Below are 15,732 nucleotides of genomic sequence, written 5' to 3'. Positions count from 1 at the left end.
AGGCTAGCGGGGCGGGCCTTGTGCCGGGGACGCGTTCCCGGCAGCCTCGGGGACGGACCGGGGTACCGACGACGAGGAGCTGTGGTGGCGGAGGACGCGCAGGGGAACGCCGACCGGACGGTCGTGGGCGTGGACGGCTCGCCCGGCGCCCGCGAGGCGCTCGTGTGGGCGCTGACCGACGCGGTACGGAGGGACGTGCCGGTCGAGGTGGTGAGCACCTTCCCGGTGCAGCTCTTCCTCGCCGATCCGTTCACCCTCGACGCCGGCCAGCTGGAGGCGGTGCGCGCCGACACGCTGTCGCGTGCGCGGGCCCAGGTCGCGGAGGTGCGCGCCGAGACGCGGCTGACCGACGTCCCCGTCGAGGTGCTGGCCGTCGCCGGGCCACCGGCCCCGATGCTGCTCGCCGCGTCGGAGGACGCCGGGATGCTCGTCGTGGGCAGCCGCGGCCGCGGCGCGGTGCGCCGCCTGGTGCTCGGTTCGGTGGCGCTGAGCAGCGTCACCCACGCCCGGGTGCCCGTCGTCGTCGTGCACCCGGCAGCAGACGGGGAGGTGCCCGACGGGGCGGCGGCCGAGGGGGAGGCGGCCGAGGGGGAGGCGCCCGCCGGGCCGCCGCGCGTCGTCGTCGGCCTGGACGGGTCCGCGGCCTCCACCCTCGCCCTGGAGCGCGCGGCGCGGGAGGCCGCGCTGCTCGGCGCCGAGGTGCACGCGGTGTCGGCGTACTCGTCGGCGAGCTACTGGAGCGACGCCTACGCGGTCGTCCTGCCGCCGCCGGAGCAGCTCGCCGAGGAGGTGCGGGTTGCCGCCGAGCGCCAGGTGGCGGCCGCGCAGCTGCCCGGCGGGGTGCCGGTGCGCGTTGAGAGCCTCGAGGGCCCGGCCGGGCACGTGCTGGTCGCGGCGGCGCGGGGCGCCCGGCTCCTGGTCCTGGGCGGGCACGGGCAGGGCGCCGTCCGCGGGCTGCTCATGGGCTCGGTGGCGCTGCACTGCGTCCTCTCCGGGCCGTGCCCGGTCATGGTGGTCCCGGAGCCGCACGAGGGCGGGCGGCACGCCACCGAGGCCTGAGCGACCCCCCGGGTCGCGAGCCCCCGGACGTGACGGAGGGGCCGCCGTCCGGGGACGGCGGCCCCTCCGGGGTCCGGCGAGGAGGTCAGTCGGACGTCGGGGGCTCGTCCTTGCCGGCCTCCTCGAGCTCGTCGGCCTCCTCCTTGGTCTTGTGCACCGCGCCGTCGGCGTGCTCGGCCGGGCCGTAGACGGTGTAGAGGATCAGCGGGTTCTCACCGGTGTTCAGGAAGTTGTGCTTCTTCCCGGCCGGGACGACGACCAGGTCGCCCTGGGCCACGGCCTTCTCCGAGCCGGAGATGATCGCCTTCCCGGTGCCGCTGACGAAGGTGAGGATCTGGTCCACCTCGTGGACCTCCTCGCCGATCTCGCCGCCCTTGGGGATGGTCATGATGACCAGCTGGGTGTGCTCCCCGGTCCAGAGGACGCGGCGGAAGTCCGGGCTCTTCTCGGCCTCGGTCGCGATCGTGTAGTGGATGACGGACGCCATGGATGGCGCTCCTCTCGTCTCGGCGCGGTTCAGCAGGCGGCCCGCCCGGGGCACCGGGTGGGCGACTGCGCTGGTCCTGCCCCCGTTCCCGGCCGAGTAGTCCTCGGCTCACCCGGAAAGCTGATCTTCCGGGAGGCGCGGGGTCGCAGCCCCGCCCGCGCGCCCGGGCGTGGGACCGTACGGGCGGGAAAGGGTGGCCGCACTCCGCTGCGGGGCGCTCCGCCATGTACCGTTCCCGCGATCGTGACACCCCTGTGATGGAGGTAAGGTGCCGGATTCTTCCCTGACGCCCTCGGGCCAGACGTTCGACGAGGTCTGGGCCGTCGCGGACCGGATCCCCGGGTGGATGACCAAGGGCCAGGCCGAGCTGCTCGACGAGCAGGCCCGCCGCCTGCCCGACGGCTCCGCGGTGCTCGAGATCGGCTCCCACCAGGGGCGCTCGACGGTGATGATCGGCCGCGTCATGCAGGCCAAGGGCGGTCGCGTCTACGCGGTCGACCCGTTCATCGACGGCAAGCTCTTCGGCGGCCGCAAGACCAAGGACTCCTTCGAGGCGCACATCGCCGAGGCCGGGGTCCAGGACACCGTGGAGCTGGTCTGCGACTACTCCACGAAGATCCGCGCCTCGTGGGACAAGCCGTTCCAGATGCTCTACATCGACGGCAAGCACGACTACTGGACCTACACCGACGACCTCAAGTGGCGGGTGCACCTGCCCGAGGGCGCCCCGGTGCTGGTGCACGACTGCTTCTCCTCGATCGGCGTCACGCTCGGCACGCTGCTCAAGGTGCTGCCGGCCAAGGACCTCCGCTACGAGCGGCGGGCCGGTTCGATGGCGCTGTTCCGCGTCGGCAAGCCCTCCCGCGCCGACCGGCTGCGCATCCTGGCCGAGATGCCGTGGTGGATCCGCAACGTGCTGGTGAAGGTGCTGCTGCGGCTCAAGCTGCGCCCGGTCGCCAAGGTCGTGTTCAAGCACGACTCCCCGTACGACCCGTACTGATCGCACCCGGCGGGGGGGCCGGCCCCCGGCCCCCCCCGCCGTGGCAGTCCGCCCTGCGGGAACCAGTCGGACCCGTAGGAGCCAGGCGGATCCCGTAGGAGCTAGGCCGTCGCCGCCGCGTTGCGCAGCTCGAGCCCCTCGCGGGCGTGCGTGCGCCAGAGGCGCAGCAGACCGGTGCTCACCAGCAGCACGCTGGCGCCGACGGCGATCCCGGCGACCGTGAGCACGGTCAGCCCCTCGCGCGCGGCGAGCACCTCGACGGCCGCGGCCTCCAGCGCGACGGCGCACCACACGGCCACCGCCGCGACGCGGTCCGAGGCCGCGATGCCGGAGTAGAGCAGCAGCTGGGCCAGCGCGAACAGCGTGCCCAGCATCGCGAACACCCAGGTCGCCCCGCCGAGGGCGTCCCCGTACTCCGCTCCGCCGACCAGCGGCAGGGCCCGGGCGCCCAGCACGGCGGTGGCGGCGGTGAGCAGCGCGCCCACCAGCGCGACCAGCGTGGCGGCGACCGGGAGCAGCCGGCGGCGGCCGCGCGCGTGCGCCAGCCGGGGCAGCAGCACGACGCTGACGCCCTGGGGCAGCCAGAAGGCGACCTTGGCGAAGATCGAGGCGACCGCGTACTCGCCGGCCAGCGAGGCGGGCAGGTGGTGGCGGGCCAGGAGCAGGTCCAGGTTGACCATGAGCACCAGGCCCAGCAGCGCCCCGGACGCCTTCGCGGCGGAGACCACGTGCCGGCGGATGCCGCGGGTGAACCCGGGCCGGCCGTTGAAGGACCACCCGACGACGGCGCTGCAGGCGCAGCCGATCGCCATGCCGACCAGCGCGGCCTCCGGCGTGCCACCGATGAGCAGGCCGGCGATGCCGCCGCCGGACTTGAGCAGCCCGAACGTGGTGTTGACCAGCGCGAGCCGGCCGTAGCGGCGGTTGCCCTGCAGCAGGCCGTCGTAGCCGCCGACGAGGGTGTGGGGGACCAGCACCGCGATCAGCCACAGCACGGTCGAGGGCCCCGAGAGGTGCAGCAGCGAGACCAGCGGGGCGACGGCGACCAGCCCCAGGACGCCGACGGCGGCGGCGCCGACCCAGGTGGCGGTGTGCAGCCGGGCCAGGACGGCGGCGCGGTCGGCCGGGTTGGCGCCCAGGGTGAGCGCGGACGCGGTCTGCAGCGCGGTGGCCGGCACGACGCCGATGAACATGACGCCGAGCAGGGCGGCGAGCTCGCCGAACGCCTCGGGGGCGAGCGCGCGGGCCGCCACCACGGTCATGACGTAGGCCAGGCCGTTGACGCCCAGCAGCGCCAGGGAGACCAGCGCGGCCGGGACGGCGGCCTCGCGGCGCCTGCGGGCGGCCCCGGAGGCCGCCGCGGTCTCGGTGGCGGTCATCCCAGCACCGCGCGACGGGGACCCCGGAGGAGCGCCCGCCGGCGGTTGCCCGGGTGGCCGCCCCGGGTCACGCCGACCCTGAGGAGGCGGCTCCGAGGGGGAGCGCCGGCGCGAGGTCGTCCACCCCGAGCGGCACCGCGAGGGTGTGCGTGGCGTCGTCCCGGCCGTGCTCGATGCGCTCGAGCAGGTCGACGAGGTCGGCGGCGTCGCCGTGGCCGGCCTTCGAGCCCCGGGCCGAGCGGGCCAGCACGCCGGCGAAGGTGCGCACGCTGGCCGACCACTCGAAGGTGGCGGCGTGGCGGACCGCGGCCTCGCCCATGGCGCGGCGGGCCTCGTCGTCCTCCAGCAGGCGGGCGACGGCGTCGGTCATCTGGTCGAGGTCGTCGACGAGCACGCCGCTGACGCCGTCGACCACGGACTCCTGCAGGCCGCCGGAGGAGTGGTAGCCGACGGTGGGGACGCCGTGGCCGCCGGCCTCGATGACCACCATGCCCCAGCCCTCCTTCACCGACGGGCAGACGAACACCCAGGCGGCGGCGAGCTGCTCGTGCTTGGCGGTCTCGTCGAGGAAGCCGGTGAACTCCACGCGGTCGGCGACGCCGAGCCGCTCGGCCTCCGCGCGCAGCGAGTCCTCCCACCAGCCCTCGCCGACGACCGAGAGCGTGAGGTCGGGCCAGCGGTCGCTGAGCCGGGCGAGGATCTCCAGGGAGTGCTCGACCTGCTTGTGCGGCACCAGCCGGCCCAGCGTGATCAGCCGCGGCGACGGCGAGCGCGGCGTGTCGACCTGCACGATCGGCTCGGTGCCGACGGGGACCAGCGTGACCCGCTCGGCCTCGACGCCCAGGCCGGCGAGCTCGCGGCCGGTGGCGTCGGAGATCGTCACGTAGGGGGTGCGCCGGTAGATCTTGGGCGCGAGGAAGGACTCCAGCCACCAGCCGATGCGGCCGCCGACCGGGCCGAAGACGATCGGCCACTGCTCCTTGTGCACGTGGAAGACCACGTTGGTCACCGGAGCGCGGGTGACCAGGGTGCTGCAGAAGGGGATGCCGTTCTGGATGTCGACGACCAGGCGCGGCTTGTGCTTGCGGACGAAGGCCATCGCGCGCGGGTAGATGCTCAGCCGGCCGCCGCGCCGGACGATGTGGACGCCGTTGATGGTCTCCTCGGCGGGGGCGCGGCCGTGGGCGGCGCACAGCAGCGTCACGCGCAGACCGGTGGCGGCCAGACCCTCCGCGATCCGCTGCACGTACCGTTCCGATCCGCCGCCCTCCGGGTGGCTGACATCACGCCAGTTCACGAAGAGAACATCGATGTCCGTCGTTCGGTGCAACACCCGCGGCACACTAATGCACCCACGCGGCCACTTCGACCCGCTGTGAGTCCCACGACACGATGGAGTGCGAAAGAATGAGCCGGTCGGCCACCCTCTCCCGGTCGGTCACGCTGTTCCGGGCCTTCCTGCACGAGCAGGACGACCCCGACGGTTTCTACAGCGTCCTCGCCGCCGACTCGGTGGCGCAACTCAGCCGGTGGGCGGACCTCTCGGGCGCCACCGTCCTCGACGTCGGGGGAGGGGCGGGCTACTTCGCCGACGCCTTCCGCGCCGCCGGCGCCACCTACATCGGCCTCGAGCCGGACGCCGGCGAGATGACCGCCCGCGGGGAGCCCGAGCCCGGGACGCTGCGGGGCAGCGGCGAGGAGCTGCCGATCCGCAGCGGCGCCCTCGACGTCTGCTACTCGTCCAACGTGCTCGAGCACGTCCGGCGCCCCTGGGTGATGGCCGACGAGATGGTGCGTGTGACCAAACCCGGCGGCATCGTCTACCTCTCCTTCACCCCGTGGTTCTCGCCCTGGGGCGGGCACGAGACGGCGCCGTGGCACTACCTGGGCGGGCACCGGGCGCGGCGCCGCTACGCGCGCCGCAACGGCGTCGAGCCCAAGAACAAGTTCGGCGAGTCGCTGTTCGTCGCGAAGGCCGGCGGTGCGGCGAAGTGGGCGAAGAACTGCCCGGACGCCGACCTGCTCGCCGTGCTGCCGCGGTACCACCCCTGGTGGGCGGCGTGGGTGGCCAAGGTGCCCGTGCTGCGCGAGTTCGCCAGCTGGAACTACGTCGTCGTGCTGCGCCGCAGGGCCTGACCAGCGGGTTCCCCGGGTCGTCCCGGCCGGTGCGTCGCTCCGGCCGGGACGGCCCGCTCCCGTACCCTCGGGGGTGCTGTGCCGCGACCCTTCTGCGGCGGGAGGAGCTGCATGCGGGCGCGGATCGTCGGGGTGACCCTCATCGTGCTCGGCGCGATCGCGGTGGTCGTCGCCGTCCTCGCGCGGACCGCGGCGCCGCTGCTGCCGGTCGACCTCGAGCTGGACGCGGCGTTCCGCACCGGGGCCGAGGGGGGCGAGGTCAGCTTCGTCGACCCGGTCGACCTCTCGCAGCGGACCAGCGGGGACACGTCCGCGTGGCTGCGGGTCCGCGGCAACCCCGACACCGGCGACGCCGGCGACGACGTCGCGGTGTGGGAGCTCGCGGCCACCGCCGACGACGCCGACGGCACGCTGATCAGCACGATGACCACGGTGGCCTGCCTGGACCGGCGCACCGCCGAGGCCGTGGACTGCGTGAGCGAGTCGGTGGACGGCCGGCGCGCGGACGTCCGCGGCCTGACGGTTCGTTTCCCGATCGACACCGCCCGCCGCGACTACGATGTCTGGGACGCCCGGACCCAGCAGGCGTACCCCGCCCGCTTCGCGGGCGACGAGCGCATCCGCGGCCTGCAGGTGTACCGCTTCGAGCAGGAGGTGCCCGCGCAGGTGGTCGCCTCGGTAACCGTGCCCGGCACGCTCGCCGGCGGCACCTCGACCGCGGACGTCCAGGCCGACGTCGTCCACAGCGGCACCCGCACCGCTGCTCGTCGAGCCGGTCACCGGCGTCATCGTGTCCAGCACCGAGTCGCCGAACACCTGGCTGCGCGGCCCGGAGGGGCTGCCCGGCGCCTTCCTGCTGTCGGGCTCCTTCACCAGCACCGACGAGACGGTCGACGAGGCGCTGGACCGGGTCGAGCAGATCCGCGGCGAGCGCGAGGTCCTGCGCTCGGTCGTCCCGTGGGCCGCCGGCGGCGTCGGCGCTGCCCTGCTCCTCGCCGGCGCGCTGCTGCTCGCCAGAGCCCGCCCGGCCCGCACCGAGACCGCGGAGGACGAGCCCGTGCGCGCGCCCGTCCCCGCCGCCTGAGCGGGCGGGCGCATGGCAACGGTGGTCACCGGCCGCTCGGCGGACCTCGCCCCGGCCCACGAGGACGGTGCAAGGGCGCCGCGCCGGCCGCTCGGGGAGCGCGCGCTGGAGCTGCTCGTGCGCGCCCACCTCGCGGTGGTGTGCGCGGGATTCCTCGTCCTCGCGTTGCTCCAGTCGCCGGGGAAGATCATCGGCGACACGAAGCTGGACCTCGCGGTCGATCCGCTGGCGTTCCTCGGCCGGGCCCTCACCCTGTGGGAGCCCGAGGGCGCCGCCGGGCAGCTGCAGAACCAGGCGTACGGCTACTTCTTCCCGATGGGGCCGTTCTTCGCCCTCGGCCAGCTCGCCGGGCTGCCGGTGTGGGTGACCCAGCGGCTCTGGTTCGCGCTGCTGATGAGCGTGGCGTTCCTCGGCGTCGTGGTGCTCGCCCGCCGGCTGCGGATCGGCACGCCGTCCACCGTGCTGGTCGCCGGCATCGCCTACGCGCTCGCACCGCGCATGCTCACCGCCATCGGCACCACCTCGGCCGAGCTGATCCCCATGGCGCTGGCGCCGTGGGTGCTCGTCCCGCTGGTCGGCGCCGAGCGGCACGGCTCGGCGCGCAGGGCCGCGGCGCTGTCCGGGGTGGCCGTCTTCTGCGTCGGCGGCGTCAACGCCGTCGCCACCGCCGCCGTCCTCCCGCTGGCCGCGCTGTGGCTCGTCACCCGCCCCGGGGGGCCGTTCCGGCGAAGGCTGGTGCTCTGGTGGGGGCTGGCCGTCGGGCTGGCCGCCGCCTGGTGGGCGGGCCCGCTGGTCCTGCTCGGGCAGTACAGCCCGCCGTTCCTCTTCTACATCGAGAACGCCGAGGCGACGACCGGCCCCACCGACGTGCTCAGCGTGCTGCGCGGGGCGTCGCACTGGGTCGCCACCATGGCCTCGCCGTCGGGGCCCGCGTGGCCGGCCGGCTGGTCCCTCGTGCACGACGTCGTCCCGGTGGTCGGCACCGTCGTCCTGGCCGCGGCCGGCCTGGTCGGGCTGTGCCGGCGCGACCTGCCCGAGCGCACCTGGCTGGTGCTGGGCGTGCTGGCCGGCGTCGGCCTGGTGTCCCTGGGCCACCTCGCCTCGGTCGAGGGCATGTGGGCCGGTCCGCTGCACGACGCCCTCGACGGGCCGCTCGCCCCGCTGCGCAACGTGCACAAGTTCGACCCCGTGCTCCGGCTGCCGCTGGTGCTGGCCCTGGCCCACCTCGGCGGCGTCCTGCTCGAGGCGCTGCGGGAGCGGCGCGGCGCGCACGCCGCCCCGGAGCGCCGTCCCCGGCCGCTGGTGCGCGCGGCGTCGCGCGTCGTGCTCGTCCTCCTCGCGGCCGCGCTCGTGGCGAGCGTGACCCCGGCCCTGGCCGGGCGGCTCGCCCCGCCGCGCGGGTTCGAGGACGTCCCCGACTACTGGCAGGAGACGGCCGACTTCCTGGCCTCGGACAGCGTCGAGGGCCGCGCGCTGCTGCTGCCCGGTGCGAACTTCCCGGTCTACGAGTGGGGCACGCCCACCGACGAGCCGTTGCAGCCGCTGGCCGACTCGCCGTGGGACGTGCGCAACGCCATCCCGCTGACGCCCGAGGGCCACATCCGCATGCTCGACGCGATCGAGGAGCGGCTGGAGCGGGGGCAGGGCTCGGCCGGCCTGGCGCGCTACCTGGCCCGCGCCGGCATCTCGCACCTCGTGCTGCGCAACGACCTCGACAACGGGGCCACCGGCGCCACCCGCTCGGTGCTCGTCCGCGAGGCGCTCCGCGAGTCGCCGGGTATCACCCCGCTGACCACCTTCGGGCCGACCACCGTCGTCGAGGTGCCGGAGGACGCCACCGTCTTCGACGCCGGGCTGGACGAGCCCGACGCCGCGATCGAGATCTGGACCGTCGACGACCCCGCGCCGCGGGCGTGGACCGCGCCGCTGTCCTCGGTGGTCACCGTGCACGGCGGGCCCGAGGGCGTGCTGCCGCTGGAGGACCACGGCGTCGTCACCGACCGGCCCACGATGATGGCCGGCAGCCCCGGCGCGCCGCTGGAGACCGTGATGGTCACCGATGCGCTGGTCCGCCGGGAGCGGACCTTCGGCCGGATGGCCGACGCCGAGTCCGGGGCGCTGGCCGCCGACGACCCGCTGCGGCTGGACGCCCCCGTGCGCGACTACGTCCTGCCGCGCACCTGGCCGCGGCCGAGAGCGTCGTCCGCTACGTCGGGGGCACCCCGACCGCGTCGAGCTCGGCGTCGGACCCGGACGGCTTCAACGGCACCCGGATGGACACCCAGCCCTGGTCGGCGGTGGACGCCGACCCGATGACCGCCTGGCGGCCCGCGCCGTGGAGCGAGGACCCGCAGCCGGCCTGGTGGAAGGTGACCGCCGACCGCGCCTTCCTGGCCTCGACCGTCGTGGTCTCCCTCGGTGGCGAGCCCGGCGTCCCGCGCCCGTCGGAGCTGCGGCTCACCACGGACACCGGCTCGGTCGTCGTGCCGGTCGCCGACACCGGCGAGGAGCAGGTCCTGCCCCTGCCCGAGGGGTACACCTCGCAGCTCACCATCAGCTCGACCACCCCCGGCAACGCGGAGGACGCCCCCGCCTTCGCGCTCGCCGAGGTGCGGATCCTCGGGATGACCGTGCACCGCTCGACGGTCACCCCGCCGGTGGCCGGTCCCGCCAGCGTCTACGCCTTCGAGGCCGACCGGGGACGGCCCGGCTGCGTGACCGGCGGCGACGGGGCGCCGCTGTGCGCCGCGCCGCTGGTCACCGGCTCGGAGGAGGCGGTCTGGCTGGACCGCACCTTCTTCGTCACCGACTGGACCGAGTACCAGGTCTTCGGCACCGCGACCGCCCGGCCGGGCCGCGCGCTGGACGAGCTGCTCACCTCGGTGCGGGGCACCGTGACGGTCGAGGCGACCAGCGAGCCGGTCACCGATCCGCGCGCCAGCGCCGCGGCCGCGGTCGACGGCGACCCGACCACCGCCTGGCTGGCGGCCGGCGACGACGTCCGCCCGACCCTGGTGCTCACCTTCCCCGAGCCGCGGACCATCGACTCGCTGCGGGTGGTGCCCACCGAGCGGCAGGCCGGCGCCGCGCCCGAGGCGGTCACCATCGAGGCCGGCGGCCTGCCCCGCACCCTGCGGCTGACCGAGGACGGCACGGTCCGCTTCACCCCGATCACCACCGACCGGCTGTCGGTCACCTTCGAGGTGCCCGACGACCTGCAGTCGCTGGACCCGGCAACCCGCTGGAACCAGCAGCTGGGCGTGGGCATCGCCGAGATCGAGGTCGGGCAGCCCAACCCGGTCACGCCGCCGGAGACCCCCGTGGTGACCGAGTGCGGCACCGGCCCCGAGGTCCGGCTCGACGGCACGCTCTACCTGACCTCGGTGCGCTCGACGGTGGGTGCGCTGCAGACCCTGCAGCCGCTGGCGCTGGAGTTCTGCGAGCCGGCCACGGCGCCGACGCTGAAGATCCCCGGCGGCGAGCACCGGGTGCTGGCGCGCAGCAACGAGGCGTTCGCGATCGAGTCGGTCGCGCTCAGCCGCACCGGCGCGGGCGCGGCCACCGCGCCGGGGCAGCGCGGCGCGGTCGAGACCACGCGCTGGGAGGCCGAGCACCGCACGGTGCAGCTGGCCGCCCGGGACGAGGAGACCCTGCTGGTCATCCCGGAGAACACCAACCACCGGGGTGGGAGGCGCGCCTGGACGGCGAGCCGCTCCCCGCCGTCACCGTCGACGGCTGGCAGCAGGGCTACGTCGTCCCGGCCGGTGCCGCCGCCACGGTCGAGCTCTCCTTCACCCCCGGCCCCGCGTACCGGACGGCGCTGGCGATCGGCGCCGGCGCGGTGCTGCTGCTCTTCCTGCTCGCCTTCCTGCCTGCCCGGGTCCGGCCCGACCGCACCCGCCGGCTCCGGCTGCCCCGGCTGGGCGCCCGCGTCCCGGCGGTGCTGGCCGCGGCCGTCGTCGTCGGCGCGGCGGTGTTCGGTTCCGCGCTGGTCGGCGGGCTGGTGGGCCTCGGGTCGCTGGCCGGATTCTGGGTGCTGCGGCAGCTGACCGGCCGGTACGCGCCGGCGCTGCTCGGGACGGTCGCCGGCGGATCGGTGCTCGCCGCCGGGGCGCTGCTCGTGGCCGACGGCGAGACCGCCGGTGCCGCGGGCCAGGCGCTCGCCGTCGTGGCGCTGGCCGCCGTCGTCGCCGGGGTGCTCCCGGTGCTGCCCCTGCGCCGACGGTCCGCGCAGGAGACCGCGGCCGCGCCGTCCGCGCCGGTGCAGGCATGAGGTGGCGGCGATGAGGGAGCATGGCGGCGTGCTCCGTCGCTCTGCCGTCCTGCTGCCGGTCCTGTGCCTGGTCCTGACCGGGTGCATCCGGCTCGAGGCACCGGCGCCGGAGGTCACCGAGGTGGACCGGCAGGAAGCCCTGCCGACCTCGCTGGACGCGGGCGAGGCCGCCGCCACGACGCGGCTGGAGCCCGCCTGCCCCGCGCCGGACCCCGCGGAGGTCGTCTCGGCGACCACGCTCAACCGGGCGCTGTCCCGGATCGACTTCCCCCAGTGGCAGTCCGCCGACCTCGGGGCCACCGTCGCGCTCGCCGACGGCCGGATCTTCTGGGCCTGGGGTGACACCGGCCGCGAGAGGGACTTCGTCCCGCAGCTGGTGGACAACTCGGTGCTCATCTCCTCGGGCAACTGCTTCTCGCAGCTGCTCACCGACGAGGACGGCCCCTTCTTCCAGCGCGGCCCGGACGAGCTGACGCTGTGGCCCATGTCGGTGGTCCGGCTGGACCCCACGCCGGCCGACGGCGAGGGCGTCACCGACGTCGTCCTCGTCTACCAGTCGCGCATCCAGCGCGGCGACCGCCAGTGGGACTTCCTCTTCCGCGGCACCTCGGTCGCGGTCCTGCTCGTCGGCGCCGACGGCGTGCCGCGGCTGGACCGGACCGTGCAGCTCACCACCGACAGCTCCGACTACGACCAGGTCAACTGGGGCGCGGCCGCCGAGCCCGACGGCGAGTGGATCTACCTGTACGGCACCCGGTACACCGCGGAGGCCTACATCACCGGCCGCGAGCTGTACGTTTCGCGGGTGCCCCTGAGCGACCCGACGAACGCCGCCGCGCAGGAGTTCTGGGACGGCACCGGCTGGCAGGACGAGCCGGGCCGCGCGGCGCCGATGATCGGGGCCGTCCAGGGGACCTCGCAGACCCTCTCGGTGGACCAGATCGACGGGCGCTGGGTGATCATCTCCAAGGAGGGGGGCGACCTGGCCGACTGGATCTCGATGTGGACGTCGGACTCGCCGACCGGGCCCTGGTCGGACCCCGTCCCCGTGCTGTCCTCACCGGCGGGCCACGACGCCCCGGCCGGCAGCCGGAACCTGCAGTACACCCCGCTGTCCCACCCCGACATCCGCACGCAGTCCGGCGCGCTGCTGGTCTCGGTCTCCCGCAACACCGACGACATCGAGCTGCTGTTCGACGAGCCGCAGCGGGGCCGGGTCCTGTTCGCCGAGGTGCCGCTGCCCCGGCCGTGACCCGGTCGGGGTCCGGCCGTGACGCGTTTCGGGAAAACCGGGTGAGCGAGGTCACCGCGCGCGCCGGAAGATCGGCGCCGTGCCAGGTGTCGGGACAGGGGTGAGCACCCCGACCCCCGCCCGCGCCTACGCGGTGTGGGGCGTGGCGCTGCTGTCCTACGTCGTCGCGGTGTTCCACCGCTCGTCGCTCGGCGTCGCCGCCGTGGACGCGCAGGAGCGGTTCTCCGCCGGCGCCTCGGCCGTCTCGCTGTTCCTCGTCCTCCAGCTCGCGGTGTACGCCGGCCTGCAGATCCCGGTGGGGGTGGCCCTCGACCGGCTCGGCTCCCGGAGGCTGATCCTGGCCGGCGCGGTCACGATGGCCGCCGGCCAGCTGGTGCTCGCCCTGGCGCACGACGTGCCCACCGCCGTCGCGGCGCGCGTCCTCGTCGGCGCCGGGGACGCGATGACGTTCATCAGCGTGCTGCGCGTGGTCTCGTTCTGGTTCCCCGGCACCGTCGTGCCGCTGATCACCCAGCTCACCGGCATCCTCGGCCAGCTGGGATCGGTGCTGGCCGCCTACCCGCTGGTCGCCATGCTGCACGGCACCTCGTGGGAGACGACCTTCCTCGGCGCCGCCGCCATGGGCCTGCTGGTCGCGGTGCTGGTGCTGGTCGCGTTGCGGGATGCCCCCGGTGGCACGGTCCGGGGTCCCGCGGTGAGCCTGGCCCACCTGCGCGCCACCCTCGGGGAGACCTGGCGGGAACCCGGCACCCGCATCGGGCTCTACACCCACCTGGTCACCCAGTTCTCCGGCACGGTCTTCGCGCTGCTGTGGGGCTACCCGTTCCTCGTTGTCGGCCAGGGCCTCTCGCCGGGCACGGCGGCCGGGCTGCTCACCCTGCTGGTCCTCGTCGGCATGGGCGTCGGCCCGCTGCTGGGGCGGTTGTGCGGGCGCTGGCCGCTGCGCCGATCGGTGCTGGTCTTCTCCATCCTCGGCGCGACCGCCACCGCCTGGACCGTCGTGCTGCTCTGGCCCGGGCGGGCGCCGCTGCCGCTGCTGGTCGCGCTCGTCGTCGTCCTGGGCACGAACGGCCCCGGGTCGATGATCGGCTTCGACTACGCGCGCACGGAGAACCCCGCCGAGCGGATGGGCAGCGCCAGCGGGGTGGTCAACGTCGGCGGGTTCGTCGCCTCGCTGCTGACCATCCTCGCCATCGGCGCCGTCCTCGACGTCCTCACCCCGGGCGGTTCCACCGACTACGAGCTGAGCGCCTTCCGGGCGGCGTTCGCCGTCCAGTACGTCTTCTGGGCGATCGGCCTGGTCGGCGTGCTGCGGCACCGCCGCGAGCTGCGGGCGCGGCTTGCCCGTGACGGCGTGGTGCTCGCGCCGCTGGGCGTCGCGGTCCGCGCGCGGCTGCGCGGCGGGTCCGCCTACCGCTGACCGGTCGCCGGTTCGGCTGTCGCCCGCGGCGTCGCGCTGCGATGGTGGGTGCATGAACCGCGGAATCCGCGCGGCGGCCGCAGGGCTCGCCGCCGTCGCCGCCGTCGCCACCCGCGACCTGGTGCAGCGCGAGCACACGCTGCTGCGCAACTTCCCGGTGGTCGGGCACGCCCGCTACCTGCTCGAGTCCCTCGGGCCCGAGCTCCGGCAGTACCTGGTGGCCGGCAACAACGAGGAGCGCCCGTTCACGCGTGACCAGCGGCGCTGGGTCTACGCCTCGGCCAAGGGCGAGAACAACTACTTCGGCTTCGGCACCGACAACGACCTCGAGTACACCGCCGGGTACCCGGTCATCAAGCACAAGACCTTCGGCCGGGCGGTCCCGGCGTCCGACGTGCACGCCGGGCACGGCGTGAACCTGCCCGCCGCCAAGGTGCTCGGCGCCGCGCGGGGCCGCCGGCACGCGTTCCGCCCGGCGTCGGTCGTCAACATCTCGGCGATGAGCTTCGGTTCGCTGTCGGGTGCCGCGGTCGAGGCGCTCAACCGGGGCGCCGCGCTGGCCGGCTGCCTGCACAACACCGGTGAGGGCGGGTTGTCCCCGCACCACCGGCACGGCGGCGAGCTGGTCTTCCAGCTGGGCACGGCCTACTTCGGCTGCCGCGACGAGCACGGCCGGTTCGACCTGCAGCGGCTGCAGGACCTGGTCGCCGGGGCGCCGGTGCGCGCGCTGGAGATCAAGCTCAGCCAGGGTGCCAAGCCGGGGCTCGGCGGAGTGCTGCCGGCCGCGAAGGTCTCCGCCGAGATCGCCGCCACCCGCGGCATCCCCGAGGGCCGGGACTGCATCAGCCCCTCGCGGCACGCCGAGTTCTCCGACGTCGACAGCCTGCTGGACTGGGTGGAGCTGCTGGCCGAGGCGACCGGCCTGCCGGTCGGCATCAAGTCCGCCGTCGGCGACATGGCGTTCTGGGAGGAGCTCACCGACCGGATGGCCGCCGGTGGCCGCGGGGTCGACTTCGTGACGATCGACGGGGGAGAGGGCGGCACGGGCGCCGCGCCGCTGATCTTCACCGACTCGGTGTCGCTGCCGTTCCAGGTCGGCTTCGCCCGCGTCTACGCCACCTTCGCCCGCAAGGGTCTGCACGAGGACGTTGTGTTCATCGGCGGCGGCAAGCTGGGGCTGCCGGACAACGGGGTCGTGGCGTTCGCGCTCGGCTGCGACATGGTGAACGTGGCGCCGCGAGGCGATGCTGGCGATCGGCTGCATCCAGGCGCAGAAATGCCACACCGACACCTGCCCGACCGGCATCGCCACCCAGAACGCCTGGCTGGCGCACGGCCTGGACCCGGCGCTGAAGTCGGTGCGGGCGGCCAACTACGTCCAGACCCTGCGCCGCGACCTGCTCAAGGTGGCCGAGGCCTGCGGGGTGGAGCACCCGGGGCTGATCGACGCGGGCGCCGTGGAGGTGCTCACCGGGCGGACGGCGTCGTCCCCGCTGCACGAGGTGTACGGCTACCACCCGTCCTGGGGGCTGCCCTCGGCGGCCGACCGCGCGGCCATCGCCGCGATCATGGCGGGGGAGTCGCCGCAGGGCGGCAGCGCCCCGCCGTCCCCCGACGCCGTCGGCTGACCCTCACCCTGAGG

14 protein-coding genes and 2 pseudogenes are annotated in these 15,732 nt (G+C 75.0%); 11 read left to right on the top strand and 5 right to left on the bottom strand.

Annotated features, from left to right (window positions below):
* Positions 1-84 precede the first annotated feature (84 nt).
* The gene (locus tag JKP75_RS10705; RefSeq protein ID WP_200493061.1) at positions 85-1,059 is read left to right on the top strand and encodes a universal stress protein; all 975 of its coding nucleotides are present in this window, start codon (positions 85-87) and stop codon (positions 1,057-1,059) included.
* An 85-nt stretch (positions 1,060-1,144) separates the two neighbouring features.
* Here JKP75_RS10705 and JKP75_RS10700 read toward each other — a convergent pair whose 3' ends face one another.
* Positions 1,145-1,546 carry a cupin domain-containing protein gene (locus tag JKP75_RS10700; protein WP_200491465.1) on the bottom strand — a complete coding sequence of 134 codons (402 nt, stop codon included), beginning with the start codon at positions 1,544-1,546 and terminating at the stop codon, positions 1,145-1,147.
* A 268-nt stretch (positions 1,547-1,814) separates the two neighbouring features.
* On the opposite strand from JKP75_RS10700, the gene JKP75_RS10695 reads away from it, so the two are divergent.
* Entirely contained in the window at positions 1,815-2,546 is a 732-nt protein-coding gene (locus JKP75_RS10695) for a class I SAM-dependent methyltransferase (protein WP_200491466.1), read from the top strand.
* A 101-nt stretch (positions 2,547-2,647) separates the two neighbouring features.
* Here JKP75_RS10695 and JKP75_RS10690 read toward each other — a convergent pair whose 3' ends face one another.
* Both JKP75_RS10690 and JKP75_RS10685 read right to left on the bottom strand, forming a co-directional pair.
* Complete coding sequence (locus JKP75_RS10690) at positions 2,648-3,925, bottom strand: lipopolysaccharide biosynthesis protein (RefSeq protein WP_200493060.1); 1,278 nt, start codon at positions 3,923-3,925, stop codon at positions 2,648-2,650.
* Between the two features lie 67 nt (positions 3,926-3,992).
* Positions 3,993-5,222 (bottom strand): glycosyltransferase family 4 protein, encoded by a 1,230-nt coding sequence (locus tag JKP75_RS10685; protein WP_200491468.1) that lies wholly within the window; start codon positions 5,220-5,222, stop codon positions 3,993-3,995.
* A 110-nt stretch (positions 5,223-5,332) separates the two neighbouring features.
* On the opposite strand from JKP75_RS10685, the gene JKP75_RS10680 reads away from it, so the two are divergent.
* From JKP75_RS10680 to JKP75_RS10665, 4 genes and pseudogenes are all read left to right on the top strand, one after another.
* Entirely contained in the window at positions 5,333-6,061 is a 729-nt protein-coding gene (locus tag JKP75_RS10680) for a bifunctional 2-polyprenyl-6-hydroxyphenol methylase/3-demethylubiquinol 3-O-methyltransferase UbiG (RefSeq protein ID WP_242471934.1), read from the top strand.
* Between the two features lie 111 nt (positions 6,062-6,172).
* Positions 6,173-6,808 (top strand): annotated as a pseudogene (locus JKP75_RS24580) (porin PorA family protein); the annotation flags it as partial.
* A 13-nt stretch (positions 6,809-6,821) separates the two neighbouring features.
* A complete protein-coding gene (locus JKP75_RS22790) occupies positions 6,822-7,145 on the top strand; it encodes a porin PorA family protein (RefSeq protein ID WP_255523344.1) in 324 nt (107 codons plus the stop codon).
* Between the two features lie 12 nt (positions 7,146-7,157).
* The gene (locus JKP75_RS10665) at positions 7,158-9,461 is read left to right on the top strand and encodes a DUF3367 domain-containing protein (RefSeq protein WP_200493057.1); all 2,304 of its coding nucleotides are present in this window, start codon (positions 7,158-7,160) and stop codon (positions 9,459-9,461) included.
* A 361-nt stretch (positions 9,462-9,822) separates the two neighbouring features.
* Here JKP75_RS10665 and JKP75_RS24575 read toward each other — a convergent pair whose 3' ends face one another.
* Together JKP75_RS24575 and JKP75_RS24570 are read right to left on the bottom strand one after the other, a co-directional pair.
* A complete protein-coding gene (locus JKP75_RS24575) occupies positions 9,823-10,341 on the bottom strand; it encodes a hypothetical protein (protein WP_200493056.1) in 519 nt (172 codons plus the stop codon).
* Positions 10,342-10,515: 174 nt separating this feature from the next.
* Positions 10,516-10,806, bottom strand: coding sequence for a hypothetical protein (locus JKP75_RS24570; RefSeq protein WP_200493055.1), 291 nt, complete (start codon positions 10,804-10,806; stop codon positions 10,516-10,518).
* A gap of 180 nt (positions 10,807-10,986) precedes the next feature.
* Between JKP75_RS24570 and JKP75_RS24565 the strand changes: the two genes are divergently transcribed.
* The 5 genes and pseudogenes from JKP75_RS24565 to JKP75_RS22780 all read left to right on the top strand — a co-directional run bounded on the left by JKP75_RS24565 (position 10,987) and on the right by JKP75_RS22780 (position 15,718).
* The gene (locus JKP75_RS24565; protein WP_200493054.1) at positions 10,987-11,418 is read left to right on the top strand and encodes a hypothetical protein; all 432 of its coding nucleotides are present in this window, start codon (positions 10,987-10,989) and stop codon (positions 11,416-11,418) included.
* Between the two features lie 28 nt (positions 11,419-11,446).
* Positions 11,447-12,670, top strand: coding sequence for a DUF4185 domain-containing protein (locus tag JKP75_RS23885; protein WP_200491472.1), 1,224 nt, complete (start codon positions 11,447-11,449; stop codon positions 12,668-12,670).
* 100 nt (positions 12,671-12,770) lie between these two features.
* Positions 12,771-14,090 carry a nitrate/nitrite transporter gene (locus tag JKP75_RS10640; RefSeq protein WP_200493053.1) on the top strand — a complete coding sequence of 440 codons (1,320 nt, stop codon included), beginning with the start codon at positions 12,771-12,773 and terminating at the stop codon, positions 14,088-14,090.
* Between the two features lie 52 nt (positions 14,091-14,142).
* Positions 14,143-15,264: pseudogene (locus tag JKP75_RS23880) on the top strand (glutamate synthase-related protein); the annotation flags it as partial.
* Positions 15,265-15,334: 70 nt separating this feature from the next.
* Positions 15,335-15,718: a glutamate synthase-related protein gene (locus JKP75_RS22780; RefSeq protein ID WP_255523343.1), complete on the top strand. Its 384-nt coding sequence runs from the start codon at positions 15,335-15,337 to the stop codon at positions 15,716-15,718.
* Positions 15,719-15,732: the final 14 nt, after the last annotated feature.

The sequence above is a fragment of the Blastococcus sp. TML/M2B genome (assembly GCF_016612865.1).
Classification (GTDB): domain Bacteria; phylum Actinomycetota; class Actinomycetes; order Mycobacteriales; family Geodermatophilaceae; genus Blastococcus.
Note: the sequence above shows the minus strand (reverse complement) of the source record. Positions and strands in the feature narration are given on the sequence as shown.